Source organism: Caballeronia mineralivorans PML1(12) (genome assembly GCF_001028175.1).
Taxonomy (GTDB): domain Bacteria; phylum Pseudomonadota; class Gammaproteobacteria; order Burkholderiales; family Burkholderiaceae; genus Caballeronia; species Caballeronia mineralivorans.
In genome coordinates, this window is sequence record NZ_AEJF01000173.1 from 61,005 (window position 1) to 74,973 (window position 13,969).

15 protein-coding genes and 1 tRNA gene are annotated in these 13,969 nt (G+C 60.6%); 5 read left to right on the forward strand and 11 right to left on the reverse strand.

Annotated elements, in window-relative coordinates; genetic code table 11:
- Positions 1–300 precede the first annotated feature (300 nt).
- The 3 genes from rsmD to EOS_RS28795 all read left to right on the forward strand — a co-directional run bounded on the left by rsmD (position 301) and on the right by EOS_RS28795 (position 2,007).
- The gene (gene rsmD, locus EOS_RS28785) at positions 301–978 is read left to right on the forward strand and encodes a 16S rRNA (guanine(966)-N(2))-methyltransferase RsmD (RefSeq protein ID WP_082163551.1); all 678 of its coding nucleotides are present in this window, start codon (positions 301–303) and stop codon (positions 976–978) included.
- A 169-nt stretch (positions 979–1,147) separates the two neighbouring features.
- The gene (gene coaD / locus EOS_RS28790) at positions 1,148–1,651 is read left to right on the forward strand and encodes a pantetheine-phosphate adenylyltransferase (protein ID WP_047895592.1); all 504 of its coding nucleotides are present in this window, start codon (positions 1,148–1,150) and stop codon (positions 1,649–1,651) included.
- Between the two features lie 98 nt (positions 1,652–1,749).
- Positions 1,750–2,007: a YfhL family 4Fe-4S dicluster ferredoxin gene (locus EOS_RS28795; protein WP_047895593.1), complete on the forward strand. Its 258-nt coding sequence runs from the start codon at positions 1,750–1,752 to the stop codon at positions 2,005–2,007.
- Positions 2,008–2,041: 34 nt separating this feature from the next.
- On the opposite strand, the gene hisC is transcribed toward EOS_RS28795, so the two are convergent.
- From hisC to EOS_RS28835, 8 genes are all read right to left on the reverse strand, one after another.
- Positions 2,042–3,106 (reverse strand): histidinol-phosphate transaminase, encoded by a 1,065-nt coding sequence (hisC, locus tag EOS_RS28800; RefSeq protein WP_047895594.1) that lies wholly within the window; start codon positions 3,104–3,106, stop codon positions 2,042–2,044.
- 46 nt (positions 3,107–3,152) lie between these two features.
- Positions 3,153–3,755, reverse strand: coding sequence for an aminoacyl-tRNA hydrolase (pth, locus tag EOS_RS28805; protein WP_047895595.1), 603 nt, complete (start codon positions 3,753–3,755; stop codon positions 3,153–3,155).
- A 187-nt stretch (positions 3,756–3,942) separates the two neighbouring features.
- Positions 3,943–4,575, reverse strand: a complete 633-nt coding sequence (locus EOS_RS28810; protein ID WP_047895596.1) for a 50S ribosomal protein L25/general stress protein Ctc — start codon at positions 4,573–4,575, stop codon at positions 3,943–3,945.
- A 153-nt stretch (positions 4,576–4,728) separates the two neighbouring features.
- Entirely contained in the window at positions 4,729–5,682 is a 954-nt protein-coding gene (locus tag EOS_RS28815; RefSeq protein WP_047895597.1) for a ribose-phosphate pyrophosphokinase, read from the reverse strand.
- Positions 5,683–5,729: 47 nt separating this feature from the next.
- Positions 5,730–5,806, reverse strand: a tRNA-Gln gene (locus EOS_RS28820).
- A 55-nt stretch (positions 5,807–5,861) separates the two neighbouring features.
- Positions 5,862–6,782, reverse strand: coding sequence for a 4-(cytidine 5'-diphospho)-2-C-methyl-D-erythritol kinase (gene ispE / locus EOS_RS28825; protein ID WP_047895598.1), 921 nt, complete (start codon positions 6,780–6,782; stop codon positions 5,862–5,864).
- A 17-nt stretch (positions 6,783–6,799) separates the two neighbouring features.
- Complete coding sequence (lolB, locus tag EOS_RS28830; protein ID WP_047895599.1) at positions 6,800–7,411, reverse strand: lipoprotein insertase outer membrane protein LolB; 612 nt, start codon at positions 7,409–7,411, stop codon at positions 6,800–6,802.
- Between the two features lie 20 nt (positions 7,412–7,431).
- Positions 7,432–9,300 (reverse strand): tetratricopeptide repeat protein, encoded by a 1,869-nt coding sequence (locus EOS_RS28835; RefSeq protein WP_047895600.1) that lies wholly within the window; start codon positions 9,298–9,300, stop codon positions 7,432–7,434.
- An 85-nt stretch (positions 9,301–9,385) separates the two neighbouring features.
- On the opposite strand from EOS_RS28835, the gene mutM reads away from it, so the two are divergent.
- Together mutM and mutY are read left to right on the forward strand one after the other, a co-directional pair.
- A complete protein-coding gene (gene mutM / locus EOS_RS28840; RefSeq protein ID WP_047895601.1) occupies positions 9,386–10,216 on the forward strand; it encodes a bifunctional DNA-formamidopyrimidine glycosylase/DNA-(apurinic or apyrimidinic site) lyase in 831 nt (276 codons plus the stop codon).
- 5 nt (positions 10,217–10,221) lie between these two features.
- Entirely contained in the window at positions 10,222–11,280 is a 1,059-nt protein-coding gene (mutY, locus tag EOS_RS28845) for an A/G-specific adenine glycosylase (protein WP_047895602.1), read from the forward strand.
- 24 nt (positions 11,281–11,304) lie between these two features.
- Here the strand turns inward: mutY and EOS_RS28850 are convergent, their stop codons facing one another.
- From EOS_RS28850 to hprK, 3 genes are all read right to left on the reverse strand, one after another.
- Positions 11,305–11,937: an LON peptidase substrate-binding domain-containing protein gene (locus tag EOS_RS28850; RefSeq protein ID WP_047895603.1), complete on the reverse strand. Its 633-nt coding sequence runs from the start codon at positions 11,935–11,937 to the stop codon at positions 11,305–11,307.
- 35 nt (positions 11,938–11,972) lie between these two features.
- The gene (rapZ, locus tag EOS_RS28855; RefSeq protein WP_047895604.1) at positions 11,973–12,869 is read right to left on the reverse strand and encodes an RNase adapter RapZ; all 897 of its coding nucleotides are present in this window, start codon (positions 12,867–12,869) and stop codon (positions 11,973–11,975) included.
- A 97-nt stretch (positions 12,870–12,966) separates the two neighbouring features.
- A complete protein-coding gene (gene hprK, locus EOS_RS28860) occupies positions 12,967–13,935 on the reverse strand; it encodes an HPr(Ser) kinase/phosphatase (protein ID WP_047895605.1) in 969 nt (322 codons plus the stop codon).
- Positions 13,936–13,969 lie beyond the last annotated feature (34 nt).

A 13,969-nucleotide genomic window follows, 5' to 3' on the forward strand; every position in this document is an offset into this window, starting at 1 on the left:
CTGCGTCGAACGTGCGCAAAAACGCAAATAACGCGCAAACGCAAAGGTGACGAGGGCCGCCGTGCCGCGAAAAGCCGCCGGAAACAGCGGTAAGAGCCGGGCGTGTGCGCAAAAAAGGCGAAAGACGCATATTTTATCAGCCGGCACCGATTGTAGTGGCCGGTCCGGCGGCGAACCCCTGCATCGGGCGCGGCGGGGCTGTGGTAACGTGCCCGCATCGGCGAGTGCGAATTCTTGCAAACCGACAACGTTCTCACCCGACCCACGCGATCATTGCGCCGCCTCAACCCACGCACGTCCATGTCCCGTTCCTCGATCACCCGCACACTAGGGCGAAATCCCGAACGCAGCCCGGAGCACACCGCCGAGCGCGCATCGAAAGTCCGCGAAGCAGCGCCATCGCGTGGTGGCAAGGCGCATTCCATCCGCATTATCGGCGGCGACTGGAAACGTACGCCGCTACCCGTCCTGAGCCTGGACGGCCTGCGTCCGACGCCGGACCGTGTGCGTGAAACGCTCTTCAACTGGCTCGGCCAGTCGCTCAATGGCAAGCGTTGCCTCGATCTTTTCGCCGGCAGCGGCGCATTAGGCTTTGAAGCAGCGTCGCGCGGTGCGGTACGCGTGCTGATGGTCGAACGCAGCGGTCGAGCAGTTGCGCAACTTAAGGCGAATCAAACGCGCCTGGCCGCGAAAAACATTGAAATCGTGGAAGCCGACGCATTGCGTCTCGCCGCGGGCCTCGCGCCGAATTCTTTCGATGTCGTTTTCCTCGATCCCCCTTTCGGCGATACCGCCATGCTCCAGCGCGCCATCGAATTGGCCGTGCCGCTGGTGTCGCCGGGCGGCGCGCTGTACGTCGAATCGGGTGAACCCGTCGATCTTGCGCAAACGCCTGCGCTGGCCGGCTGGGCAATTACCCGCGAAGGCAAGGCCGGCGCGGTCCGCTATCATTTGCTGCGGCGCGAAAATGAGGAATAATGCGTTCCAAAATGACGGCCTGGCGATGTCTGGCCGACGGTGGACGGGGCTTGGTGGACGTGATGGGCGGCGGGGTATCGGCGGGATTTTCGGGTCTTGTCTATACCGGCGGCGGCCCAATCTGTATCGAAAGACATACCAGAAGAAGGTTCAGAAGAGGAGATGCCCCATGGTTGTAGCCGTTTATCCCGGAACGTTCGACCCGCTCACGCGCGGTCACGAAGACCTCGTGCGACGTGCATCGAGTATTTTCGATACGCTTGTGGTTGGCGTGGCTGATAGCCGGAACAAGAAGCCGTTCTTCAGTCTGGCGGAACGGCTGGATATAGCCCACGACGTGCTTGGCCACTATCCGAACGTGCAGGTGATGAGTTTCAAGGGGCTGCTGAAGGATTTCGTGCGCAAGAACAACGCGCGCGTGATCGTGCGGGGTTTGCGTGCCGTCTCCGACTTCGAATACGAATTCCAGATGGCGGGTATGAACCGTTATTTACTGCCCGACGTCGAAACGATGTTCATGACGCCGTCGGATCAATATCAATTCATCTCGGGCACGATCGTGCGCGAGATCGCGCAGCTCGGCGGCGATGTCAGCAAGTTTGTTTTCCCCTCGGTGGAAAAGCGCTTGCAGGACAAAGTCGGTCCGATTGCGCCGGACCCCGCGGTGCCGTGAGCGCTTGAGCGTTCACTCATGTGCTCACCAAGCGCGCTCATTGAGAGCGCGCGGGCACCGAAAAAGCCGGCAGAGATGCCGGACGAAGAGAGTAAAGCATGGCCCTGTTCATTACCGACGAGTGCATCAACTGCGACGTGTGCGAGCCCGAGTGCCCGAACGACGCCATCTCGATGGGTATCGAGATCTACGTGATCGACCCGAACAAGTGCACCGAGTGCGTCGGCCACTTCGACGAACCGCAATGCCAGCAAGTGTGTCCCGTGGAATGCATTCCACGCGATCCGGCGCACGAGGAAAACGCCATCCAGTTGATGGCGAAATATCACGCGCTGATGAAGGCGAAGGGCGCTTGATTTAAACGTCAAGCTATAAGCGCCCTTGGGCGTTTCACAGCACCGCGCGCAACGCCGCTAGCAAGGCATCACACTCGGCATCGGTGCCAATCGTGATGCGCAGATGCTGATCGATTCGCGGCAGCTTGAAATGCCGCACGAAAATCTCCTTCTCCTTCAAGCGCGCGGCGAGCGTGGCGGCATCGTGTTCCGGATGGCGCGCGAATACGAAGTTCGCTGCCGACGGCACCACGTCAAAGCCCAACGTCTGCAACTCCACCGTCAGCCGTTCGCGGCTTGCCATTACCTTCGTACAGGTTTCGCGAAACCAGTCGTCGTCTTCGACGGCCGCGATTGCCGCCACTTGCGCCAGCCGGTCGAGCGGATAGGAGTTGAAGCTGTCTTTCACGCGCGTGAGCGCCTCGATCAGCGCTTCATGCCCCAACGCAAACCCCACACGCATCCCCGCCAGCGAACGCGCCTTCGATAACGTCTGCACGACCAGCAAATTCGGATTTTCATCGATAAGCGTCACCGCTGATTCCGCGCCGAAATCCACATACGCTTCATCGATCACCACAACCGAATCCGGATTCGCCGCGAGCAGTACCTTGATCTCGGCGAGCGGCAACGCGCGGCCTGTCGGCGCGTTCGGATTCGGCAGCAGCACGCCGCCATTGGGTGCGCGATAGTCGTCTACATCGATACCGAAATCCGCATTAAGCGGCACTGCGTCGAACGCTACGCCGTACAACTGCGCGTACACGGGATAAAAGCTGTAGGTGATATCGGGGAAACGAATTGGCTTGTCGTGCTTGAGCAGTGCCTGGAACGTGTGTGCGAGGACTTCGTCCGACCCATTGCCCACGAACACTTGCTCCACGCGCAGCCCATGATGTTGCGCGATGGTCGTGCGTAAAGCATGCGCTGTCGGATCCGGATACTTGCGCAGCGAATCGCCCTCCTCGCCGAGTTCGCGCCGGATCGCATCGACTACCCGCGGCGACGGCGCATAGGGGTTTTCGTTCGTATTGAGCTTCACGGGACGCGCGAGCGCGGGTTGTTCACCCGGCACATACGGCGTCAACTTATTAACGATGTCGCTCCAGAAACGGCTCACGTGTTGCTCCTTGTTTATCCAGCAGATTCACCGCCGCGCGCCGCGTTCAGCCGTTGCGATGCAGGTTCATCATCGCTCGCTCCATCTCGTCGTTGATCGCGAACGGCATCACGGCCAGCGCGCGTTCGATCGATGCATCGATCACGTCCTGCTCCTCGCGCCGCGGCGGTTTCAGCACAAAATTGGCTACATCCGGTTTCGCACCTGCGCGCGCGCCCTCGGGAATCAGATCACGCGGATGCCCGATGCCGATCCGCAACCGCCAATACTGTTGCACCGACAAATGCGCCGTAATGTCCTTCAGGCCGTTGTGACCACCGCTGCCGCCACCGAGCTTCAGCTTCACCGTACCAGGCGGCAAATCGAGTTCATCGTGCGCGACGAGAATCTCGTCCGGCAGGATCTTGAAGAACTGCGCAACGGCCACCACCGACTGACCCGATCGATTCATGAAGGTCTGTGGCTCGAGCAGATGAACCTCTTGACCATTGAGCCGGGCGCGTCCGTAGTGGCCGTGAAACCGGCGTTCATCACGTAGCGATGCACCCGCGTCGCGCGCCAGTTGATCGACGAACCAGAAGCCGGCGTTGTGACGCGTCGCGGTGTATTCGGCGCCCGGATTGCCGAGCCCGACGATCAGTTTGATCATGTTCAATCTTGGCGGCGTAGCGGCCCGTGGTTGCTCACAGCGCAACGACAGCACAACAACACAGGACACATCAACCGCACCAGAAAAAGGCCAAAAAAAACCCGCCGGAGCAGAGCAACGGCGGGTCACTTTGTCCGCTCTTCTGGGCGGACCCGAGCGGACTCAAGCGGACAGGCTTCAGCCAGACTTATGCAGCCGGCTTGTCGCCTTCGCTCGGAGCAGCAGCGCCACCCGAAGCTGCTTCGTCGGACACGACGGCAGCCGGGATGGTCGCCGAAGCGATCACCGGGTTTTCTGCGTCGAGGTGAGCGACCAGCGCTACGCCCTTCGGCAAAACGATGTCCTTCACGTGCAGTGCGTGACCGGCTTCAATCTTCGCCAGATCGAGCTCGACGAATTCCGGCAGATCGGCCGGAAGGCATTCGATTTCGACTTCGTTCAGAACGTGCGAGATCACCGCGCCACCAATCTTCACAGCCGGATTCGTTTCTTGATTCATGAAGTGCACCGGCACCTTGGTGTGCAGTTTCTTCTTCGAATCGACACGTTGGAAGTCAACGTGCAGAACCATTTGCTTGAACGGATGGTATTGCACGTCGCGCAGCAGAACCTGTTGCGACTTGCCGGCGATTTCCAGGTCGAGAATCGACGAATGGAACACTTCTTTCTTCAGCGCGTGCCAAAGTGCGTTGTGATCGAGCTCAACAGCTTGAGCTTCAGCATTTGCGCCATATACGATGCCCGGGGTCTTGCCCGAGTTACGCAGGCGGCGGCTCGCACCCGTACCTTGCAGATTGCGCTCAAAAGCGACTACTTTCATGATTCAACTCCATAATCTGCCCGCGACCAGGCAGTGAAAACGGGGCTGTCCGCAACAGCGTTCAGCCCCAGAGCAGCGGTTCAGGCCTTCGTTCGCCTGAACCGATTACGCAGTGTTGCAGAGTTTTGAACCTCCGCTAAACCGCTAATACTTTCAACCTTCTGCGAACAGCGACATCACCGAGTCGCCGCGCCGGATACGCGAGAACGTCTCGGCCAGCAATCCCGCGCTCGACAGCACGCGCACCTTCGTACATGCGCGCGCTTCGTCAGAGAGGGGAATGGTGTCGGTGACGACGAGTTCGTCGAGTTCCGACGCCGCAATCCGCTCGCCTGCGCCACCGGACAAAACCGGGTGCGTGGCATACGCGAACACTTTCGTCGCGCCGCGTTGCTTCAAAACCTGTGCTGCCTTGCAGAGCGTGCCTGCGGTGTCGACCATGTCGTCCATGATCACGCACGTGCGGCCTTCCACTTCACCGATGATGTTCATCACTTCAGCGACGTTCGCCTTCGGGCGACGCTTGTCGATGATCGCGAGATCGGTGTTCAGTTGCTTCGCCAAGGCCCGGGCGCGGATCACACCGCCCACATCCGGCGACACCACGAGCAGGTTCTCGTAGTTCTGCTTGCGCAGATCGCCGAGCAAGACAGGCGTGGCGTAGATGTTGTCGACCGGGATGTCGAAGAAACCTTGAATCTGGTCGGCGTGAAGATCCATCGTGATGACACGATCCACACCGGCAATTTCCAGCATGTTCGCCACGACTTTCGCCGAGATGGCGACGCGGGCCGAACGTGGCCGGCGATCCTGGCGGGCATAACCGAAGTACGGGATGGCTGCTGTGATCCGGCCAGCGGATGCGCGCTTGAGCGCATCGACCATGATCATGAGTTCCATCAGCGTGTCATTGGTCGGTGCACAGGTGGACTGCAGCACGAACACGTCCTTGCCCCGCACGTTTTCCTGGATCTCGACCATGATTTCGCCGTCGGAGAAACGGCTGACCATTGCCTTGCCAAGTGGGATTCCAAGGATTTTGACGACTTCCTGTGCAAGCGCGGGATTCGCGTTGCCAGTGAATACCATCAGGCCGTCACTGCTCATCGTGCACCTGTTCTGGCTGGAGGCGAGAGGAAAAACGCGAGAAATTTTGGCAGGGGAAGAAGGATTCGAACCTTCGCATGCTGGAATCAAAATCCAGTGCCTTAACCAGCTTGGCGACTCCCCTACACTAACTTTGAGTCCTGCCGGGTAGCGTAGGACAAACCCGGCAAAACGAAACTTTACGACGCGAAAGCAAAGAGAGGATGCGAATCCAGGCTTTCGGTCACTGTGCTCTTCCAGCTTGCCGGGAGTTTGGCTTGCGCCATCTCAGCTTCGGCCTTGCTACGAAAAGCGGCAAACACGCTCGCCCCAGATCCGGTCATTCGCGCAGGTGAAAGATCCGAAAACCACTCCAACACCTGAGCTACTTCCGCGTACTTCTCAACCACAACTGCCTGCATGTCATTTCGGCCAAAACTATCAGGCCAATCTGCGTCAGAACTATGTTGTGCAAGGAAGTCCGTTATTGTGAGGACTTTTGAGTCCCTTGTCAACGCTTTCTCTGAAAAAATCGCGGCAGTTGGGACATGCACCGCAGGACTCACCACGAGGAAAAACCGTTTCGGTAGATCGACGGCTTGCAGCGTTTCACCGACACCTTCCGCAAAAGCATTGTGCCCGAAGATAAAAAACGGCACATCGGCGCCGAGTTTCAACGCCAGATCCTGCAACGCTTCTCGCGACAAATCCACGCCCCACAAGCGATTCAGGACGAGCAACGTGGTCGCGGCGTCAGAACTGCCGCCGCCGAGACCGGCGCCCATGGGCAGTATTTTATCAATTTCTATGTTTACGCCAAGAGGGCTGCCCGTTGTCGACTGCAGCAGACGCGCAGCACGTACAACAAGGTCATCCGCTTCAGATACGCCCGGCACATCGGTTTTACGTGCGATGACGCCATCGTCGCGACGGGTGAAGTGCAGCAGATCGCCCCAGTCGAGCAACTGGAACACCGTCTGCAACGCGTGATAGCCATCTGGCCGACGGCCCGTGATGTGCAAAAACAGATTGAGCTTGGCCGGCGCGAGGCAATTGCGCAGGGACGCATCGGCCAGCGGGCGCGATGAGCCCCGCGATGAACCCGGTAAAGGTGACGGCATGCTGTTGAGCTAAAACGTTACTGGTCGAGGACGAGCTTGATGTCGAGCGGCGGTTCGTCGCGCGACAGATTCAGGCGCTTCACGCCGGTTGCAGGCGCGTCGGCGTAGGCCAGATAGTCGACGGTCCAGCCATCCTGCTTGATTTCCTTCAGGCGGCCGTTTTCAGACGACGAATCCATCGTTGTGCGCGCCCGCGAGGTCGGCGCTGGCGAGGGTTGCAGCCAGTACCGCAAGCCTTCCACCGGCAGCGCAAAACCCAGCGTGTTGCTCATCAGTTGGGAGACGTTATCGGCGGTCTGCGGCTCGCGGTTCGGCAATTCCAAGGTAGCCGAAGACGGCGAGGACGTCACGATAGCCAGTGTCTGCCCAAGCGGATTGCGCAATTGCAGCGTGACAGTGTCCCCGGTTTCCTGCCAGTCGAAGTTACCGTATGCGTTGCGCTGCTGGCCGTTCTGGTCGTTGTACTGGACAGAAAAACGGCCGTGATACGCGCGGGTGGTTTGCGCGGTGATCGCGGTCGCTGCATTCGATGTAGTCGGCACCCGCGGTTTGATCGCACACCCCGACACCACCACCACACCCGCTGCCATCAGCGCCAGCGCGCCACGACGCGCGCGCTGACTCCCCATGAAATTCGTAGCAATCAAGTTCAAAGGTCGTTCACCTGGAATCGTTTGAGCGTCTTCAAAAGTGTGTCATTGCCGGGTTCGAGCTTTTGCGCCTGACGCCATGTATTGCGCGCCTGGTCCTGCTGTCCCGACTTCCACTGCACTTCGCCGAGATGTGCGCCAATTTCGGCGTTCGGCTGCAGGTCGTAGGCCTTCTTCAGGATGCTCGCGGCTTCGGTCGCATTGCCCAGCCGATACTTTGCCCAGCCGAGACTGTCCATGATGAACGCGTCGTTTGGCGCAAGCGACACCGCCTTCTCGATCAGCTTCTCCGCCTCATCCAGGCGCTCGTTGCGATCGACGAGCGAATAGCCGAGCGCGTTATACGCTTGCGCATTGTCCGGCTGCTCTTTCATCAGCTTGCGCAGTTGCGCTTCCATCGTGTCGTAATGGCCATTCTTCTCGGCGGCCATGGCGTAGTCGTAGGCGATATCGGGATCATCAGGGAATGCAGTCGATGCCTTCGACAAAGCCGTTTCCGCTTCCGGATACCGTTGCGCCTGGAACAGCAACGCGGCGTCCGTGCGCGCGAGCAGCGCCAGATCGCGGGGATCGGATGTCTGCAGGCTGCCCAGCAACGCACGCGCTTCGTCGACTTTGCCGTGCGAGGCGAGGATTTGCGCGCGCGTGACTTGTGCCGGCAAATACTGTTGGCTCGAACGCGGAATCTTGTCGAGCCACTGGTTCGCGGCAACGTCGTCTTTTTTCTCCAGCGATAACTGCGCGAGATAGATGTACGCCTGGCCCGGGTCCGCGCCCGGCGTGCTCTCAGCGGCCGCTGCGTATTGCTTGAGATAGTCCTGCGCCTTGTCCGGTTGTTTCTTCTGAATATTGATCAACGCGAGCGCCATGAGCGGCGTCAAATCTTTCGCGTCGTTCTTGCGCATGATTTCGAACTGCTTCTGGGCGTCGTCGAGACGATCCGCCGATAGATACAGTTGCGCCAGCGCAAGCCGCGCGTCGTGCGATTTCGGATTCTTGTCGAGGTACTTCTCGAACGAAGCGATACCCTCGTTGCGTTCGTTCGGCCCCATGCGTGCGAGTGTCAACGCGGCAGGCAGATAGTCGGGCTTCAGTTGCAGCGCCTTTTCAAGCGACGCCTTCGCGCCCGGCAGGTCGTCGGCGGCAATTTCTTGCCGGGCGAGCGCCAGTTGTGTTTCCGGCCGGTCCATGTCGTTCTTGACCAGATCCTTCAGCACATTCAGTCCACCCACGCGATTCGGCCCGCGCGACAGCAGGACCTGCAGCGAGATGATCGCGTCGCCGCGTTGCTCCGCCGGTACTTTCGCGAGCTCGGTCGTGAGGATCGGCTTGGCGTCGTCGGGCTTGCCGGAGAGGATCAGCAGCGACGCGCTCAACTGCGCCGCGCGCTCCGAGTTCGGCGAGAATTGCTGCCAAAGCTGGACGGCCGTCAGTGCGTCGTTGGGACTTTGTGCGGCAATTGCAATCTCGGTCGCGCGCTGGGCAAAACGCGGATCGTGCGTGTCGCGGGCGAGGGCGAGATAGGTCTGATACGCCGGCGCAGCCTGATTGCGTTGCAACGCGACTTCGGCCGCGAGCACTTGGAACACGATCTGGCTGGACGCTGCGACGTTCGGCAAGTCCTGCGTTTCCTTGCCCGTCGGCGGCGCGGTGATCAGGTCCGCCGCGCTGATGGCCGCCTGATCGTCGTCCGGCGTGGGAAGTTGCGCGGGGCTCTGCGCGTAGGCAGGCGCGAGCGCGAACGCAGCCACCGCGAACGCAACTGCGGCCGCGAGCTTGCTCGGGTAGACCGGCTTACCGCGTGTAGCGCTCGTTTGAACGGTCGCTGCACGCTGCTTCGAAAACAACTTTACGAAGGACAAGTTCATGGAAATCCGATCAATGTTTCAGTCGATTGTAACGCGCTCGCTACAATACGCGCACATCCCACAGCAAGTTGCAGACCAGTAAAACATGCCAGAGTTGCCGGAAGTCGAAGTAACCCGACGCGGGATCGAACCGTTTGTTGCCGGACGCAGGGTGGAGCGCGTCGAGGTCCGCACGCCGGCGCTGCGCTGGCCGATTCCGCCGCATCTCGCGAAGACCATGAAGGCGCTGAAAATCGAAAAGGTTGAGCGGCGCGGCAAGTATCTGCTGTTCGAAACCTCCGAGGGTTGGCTGATCGTGCATCTCGGCATGACGGGGACGCTGCGCGTATTGCGCAACGTGCCGCGGCCGCCGGACGCGGCGAAGCATGATCATATAGATCTGATCTTCGACGAATTCATCCTGCGCTTTCGCGATCCGCGACGCTTTGGTGCTGTGCTCTGGCATTCGCGCGAAGACGGCGACGTGCTCGACCATCCGCTGCTCGCGGGCTTAGGCGTGGAACCGTTTACTGCTGAGTTTTCCGGCGCGCTGATGTACCGGCAGACGCGGGGGCGCAAGGTGTCGGTGAAGCAGGCGTTGCTTGCGGGCACGATGGTCGTCGGCGTGGGCAACATTTACGCGTCCGAGAGCCTGTTTCGCGCGGGTATCCGGCCAACGGTCGCCGCCGGGCGCGTCTCGCTCGTGCGCTACGACCTGCTCGCAGATGCCGTGCGCACGACGCTCGCCGCAGCGATCGAGAAGGGCGGCAGCACGTTGCGAGATTTCGTAGGTAGCAACGGTGAATCGGGCTATTTCCAGCTCGACTATTTCGTCTATGATCGCGCGGGCCAGCCGTGCCACGTGTGCGGAACGGCCATCAAACAAATCGTGCAGGGCCAGCGATCCACGTACTTTTGCCCGCGCTGCCAGCGCTAGCCGACATGCTCCAGCTCACCGATTTCTCCACGCGCCTGATCGCGTGGCAACGTGTTCACGGCCGTCACGATCTGCCGTGGCAAAACACACGCGATGCGTATCGGATCTGGTTGTCCGAAATCATGTTGCAGCAGACGCAGGTATCGACGGTGATTCCGTACTACGCGCGTTTTCTCGACCGTTTCCCCGATGTGAACGCACTCGCCGCCGCACCGCTTGACGACGTGATGGCGCTATGGGCCGGCCTTGGTTATTACTCGCGCGCGCGAAATCTGCATCGATGCGCGTGTGTTGTATCGATGGAGCATGGCGGCGAGTTCCCCCGCAGCGTAGACGAGCTTGCTGAACTGCCGGGTATCGGGCGTTCGACGGCGGCGGCAATCGCGTCGTTCGCGTTCGGCGCACGCGCGACAATTCTCGATGGCAACGTGAAGCGTGTGCTTGCGCGCGTGTTTGGCATCGACGGCTTTCCGGGCGAAAAACGCGTGGAAAACACGATGTGGACGCTGGCCGAATCGCTGCTTCCCGATGCCGCGCACAAGGACGAAGTCACCGCGTACACGCAGGGTTTGATGGATCTGGGTGCAACGCTGTGCGTGCGCGGCAAGCCGGATTGCGCGCGCTGCCCATTTGCCGCCGATTGCGTGGCGAACATGACTGGACGGCAAAAAGAACTGCCGGGCGCGCGGCCAAAGAAGACCGTGCCGACACGCAAGACCTGGATGCTGGTTTTGCAGGACGGCAATAGCGTGTTGCTGGAAAAGCGTCCGCCGACAGGCATTTGGGGCGGTTTATGGAGCCTGCCCGAAGCCGCCGATGAAAACGCGCTCGCGGCGGTCGCGCATAGCTTCGGCGGCACGGCTGAGCTTCAGCGGCTGAGCCCGTTCACGCACACGTTCACGCATTTCAAACTGGATATCGAGCCGCGTCTCGGTCGGGCGAACGGCGTGCCCGAAGCCGCCGATAACCAGACCGTGTGGGCACCGCTAGCGAATATCGACGCGTATGGCGTACCCGCGCCGGTTCGCAAACTCCTCGACGCGCTGCAGGGCTCGTTGATTTGATAAGGGCGCGTTGCTAAAGCCGCCTCACAGCAGTTGATGCTGCTGCATATAGTGATGCACGACATCGATCCGCGCGGCCGCGTCTTCGAGCTCCATCAACTTCTGCCGGGCGCGCATGGGGATCGGCAGGATCTCGGATAAACGATTGGATACCCAGGTCGGATCGTCGAGAAGGAAGGGTTCGGTGAACGGCAGGTCTTTGGCCTCGCGCGCCTTGATTGCATCGATGATCCGCTCCAGCACTTCCGCGCACGCGCCGAACTTCGCCAACGCTTCAGCGTCGTCCAGCGGCACGTCGTCCCCAATGGTTTCGGCCACGCCCACGAGCAAATTGCTCGGCTCCACGCGATGGGACAACAGCCGAAACCGGGTCGTCCCGCGTGCCTGGATGAGCAGCATGCCAAACGTGTCCACGTCGCATTGCGTGATCTCGGCCAGGCAACCGATGCTCTCGGGCACGGACGGGTCGCCCGGCGACGCAATCTCATTGCCGCTTTTCAACAGGCATACGCCGAACGGCGTGCCTTCGCGCAAACACTCGCGCGCCATGTCGAGATAGCGGGCTTCGAAGATTTTCAGGGGAAGATGGCCACCGGGAAACAGCACGGTGTGCAGCGGAAACAGCGGCAGGTCGGCGAGAAGGGGATTGGTGGACATCGCGCGCTTCTTTTAAAAAGACCGCCCGACGGCGATCAGGTTTGCAAGGGCGCGACGTGACCATCTACAGCGATGGGTGCGTCGCGATGCCGCACGATCACATTGGCCTTGTCCCCGAAGCGCGCGGCCAGCGCCTGGGCGATGAATACCGAACGATGCTGACCACCCGTGCAGCCGATCGCCACCGTCAGATAACTGCGGTTGTCGTCGCGAAATTGCGGCAGCCATTTGGCGATGAACGTGCCTACGTCATCGATCATCTGGTGGACCATCGGTTGGGCGGACAAAAAGTCGATAACCGGCTGGTCCAGGCCCGTCAGCGGCCGCAGTTCGTGATCGTAATAAGGATTCGGCAGCGTCCGGACGTCGAATACAAAATCGGCGTCGAGCGGCACACCGCGCTTGAACCCGAACGACTCGAACATCAGCGTGAGCCCGGCCGTTTCCTGCTCAATAAAACTCTTCACCCACGCGCGCAACACGTTCGCCCGCAGATTGCTCGTGTCGATCTGATGGCCGAACTCGGCAAGCCCCGAGACGAGTTCGCGCTCACGTTCGATCGCTTCGCCCAGCGAGGTGAGCAGCCCGACGTCGGCGTCGTGACCCGGTGAACCCGACAACGGATGACGGCGGCGCGTCTCGGAAAAGCGTTGAATCAGCGACTGCGTGCTGGCGTTGAGAAACAACACACGCAGATCGAACGACTGAGAAAGGTCTTTGATGATCGCGGGCACTTCGTCGAGCGAACGGCTCGAGCGTGCATCGATAGCGACAGCCAGACGCGGCTGCCCTTGTGTGTCGAGATATTTGGCGAGCTCGGGCAAAAAGCGCGGCGGCAGGTTGTCTACGCAATAGTAGCCGGCGTCTTCGAGCGCGTTCAGAGCGACCGATTTGCCGGAGCCGGAAATGCCGGTAATCAGAATGATGCGCATGAATAGGGACTCGTTCGCTCGAGGTAAAAACACGCAAAAACTTCGGGTCCGGGCGGCGGCTGGATGCTGGAGCCGCCGGTCTAGCCATATAAACCGATCAGATCAGTTTGCCGGGGAACTGGCTTTCGGGGTCCTGCATCGCAAGGCGCTGACGATCCATGAAGTCGCGCAGGGTATCGATACCCCGCAATTGCAGGATCGTGTTGCGCACCGCCGCTTCCACCAACACAGCCAGGTTTCGGCCGGCCGCCACCTGGATGGTGACCTTGCTGATCGGCAAGCCGAGCACGTCGACCGCCTGGCTTTCCAGCGGCAGGCGCTGGAATTCACCGTCTGGACGACGCACGAGCTGAACGATCAGCTTGAGTTTCATTTTCCGCCGAACCGCGGTTTCACCAAAGATGGTTTTGATATCCAGCAGGCCGAGGCCGCGCACTTCAAGCAGATTCTGCAGCAGCGGCGGGCATCTGCCTTCGACAAAATCCGGCCCGAGGCGCACGAAGTCTACGGCGTCGTCCGCGACAAGACCGTGACCGCGGCTGATGAGCTCCAGCCCGAGTTCGCTTTTCCCGAGCCCGGAGTCGCCGGTCAGCAGAACGCCCATGCCGAGGATGTCGAGGAACACGCCGTGCAGCGTGGCGCGAGGCGCGAGGATCCGCGACATATAGAGGCGCAGGCTGTCGATCACCGCCGCCGCTGACATCCGCGTGGTGAAGAGCGGGGTGGACGACCGGGTGCAGCGCAGAACCAGCTCAGGTGGTGCACCGACCTCGCCCGCGACCACCAGGAACGGTGGTTCCAGCGCGATCAGCTCGGCCATGTTACGCGAGCGGTCTTCGTCGGACTGGCGCTGGTAGTAGTTGATTTCGGCGTCGCCGAGTACCTGGATGCGGTTGGGGTGAATCAGGTTCAAGTGCCCCACGAGGTCGGCGCTCGACGTTGCATTGGCAACGGTTTCGGTCGAAAAGCCGCGCTCCCAGCCTTCGTGACCCGTCAGCCAACTAAGTTTCAGCGCGGCTGCGTTGTCGTCGAAAATGCTCTGGGCGTTGATGCTGGACGTATCCATGAGGCCGGAACTCCGTGAGAGGCCGCGAGCGTGA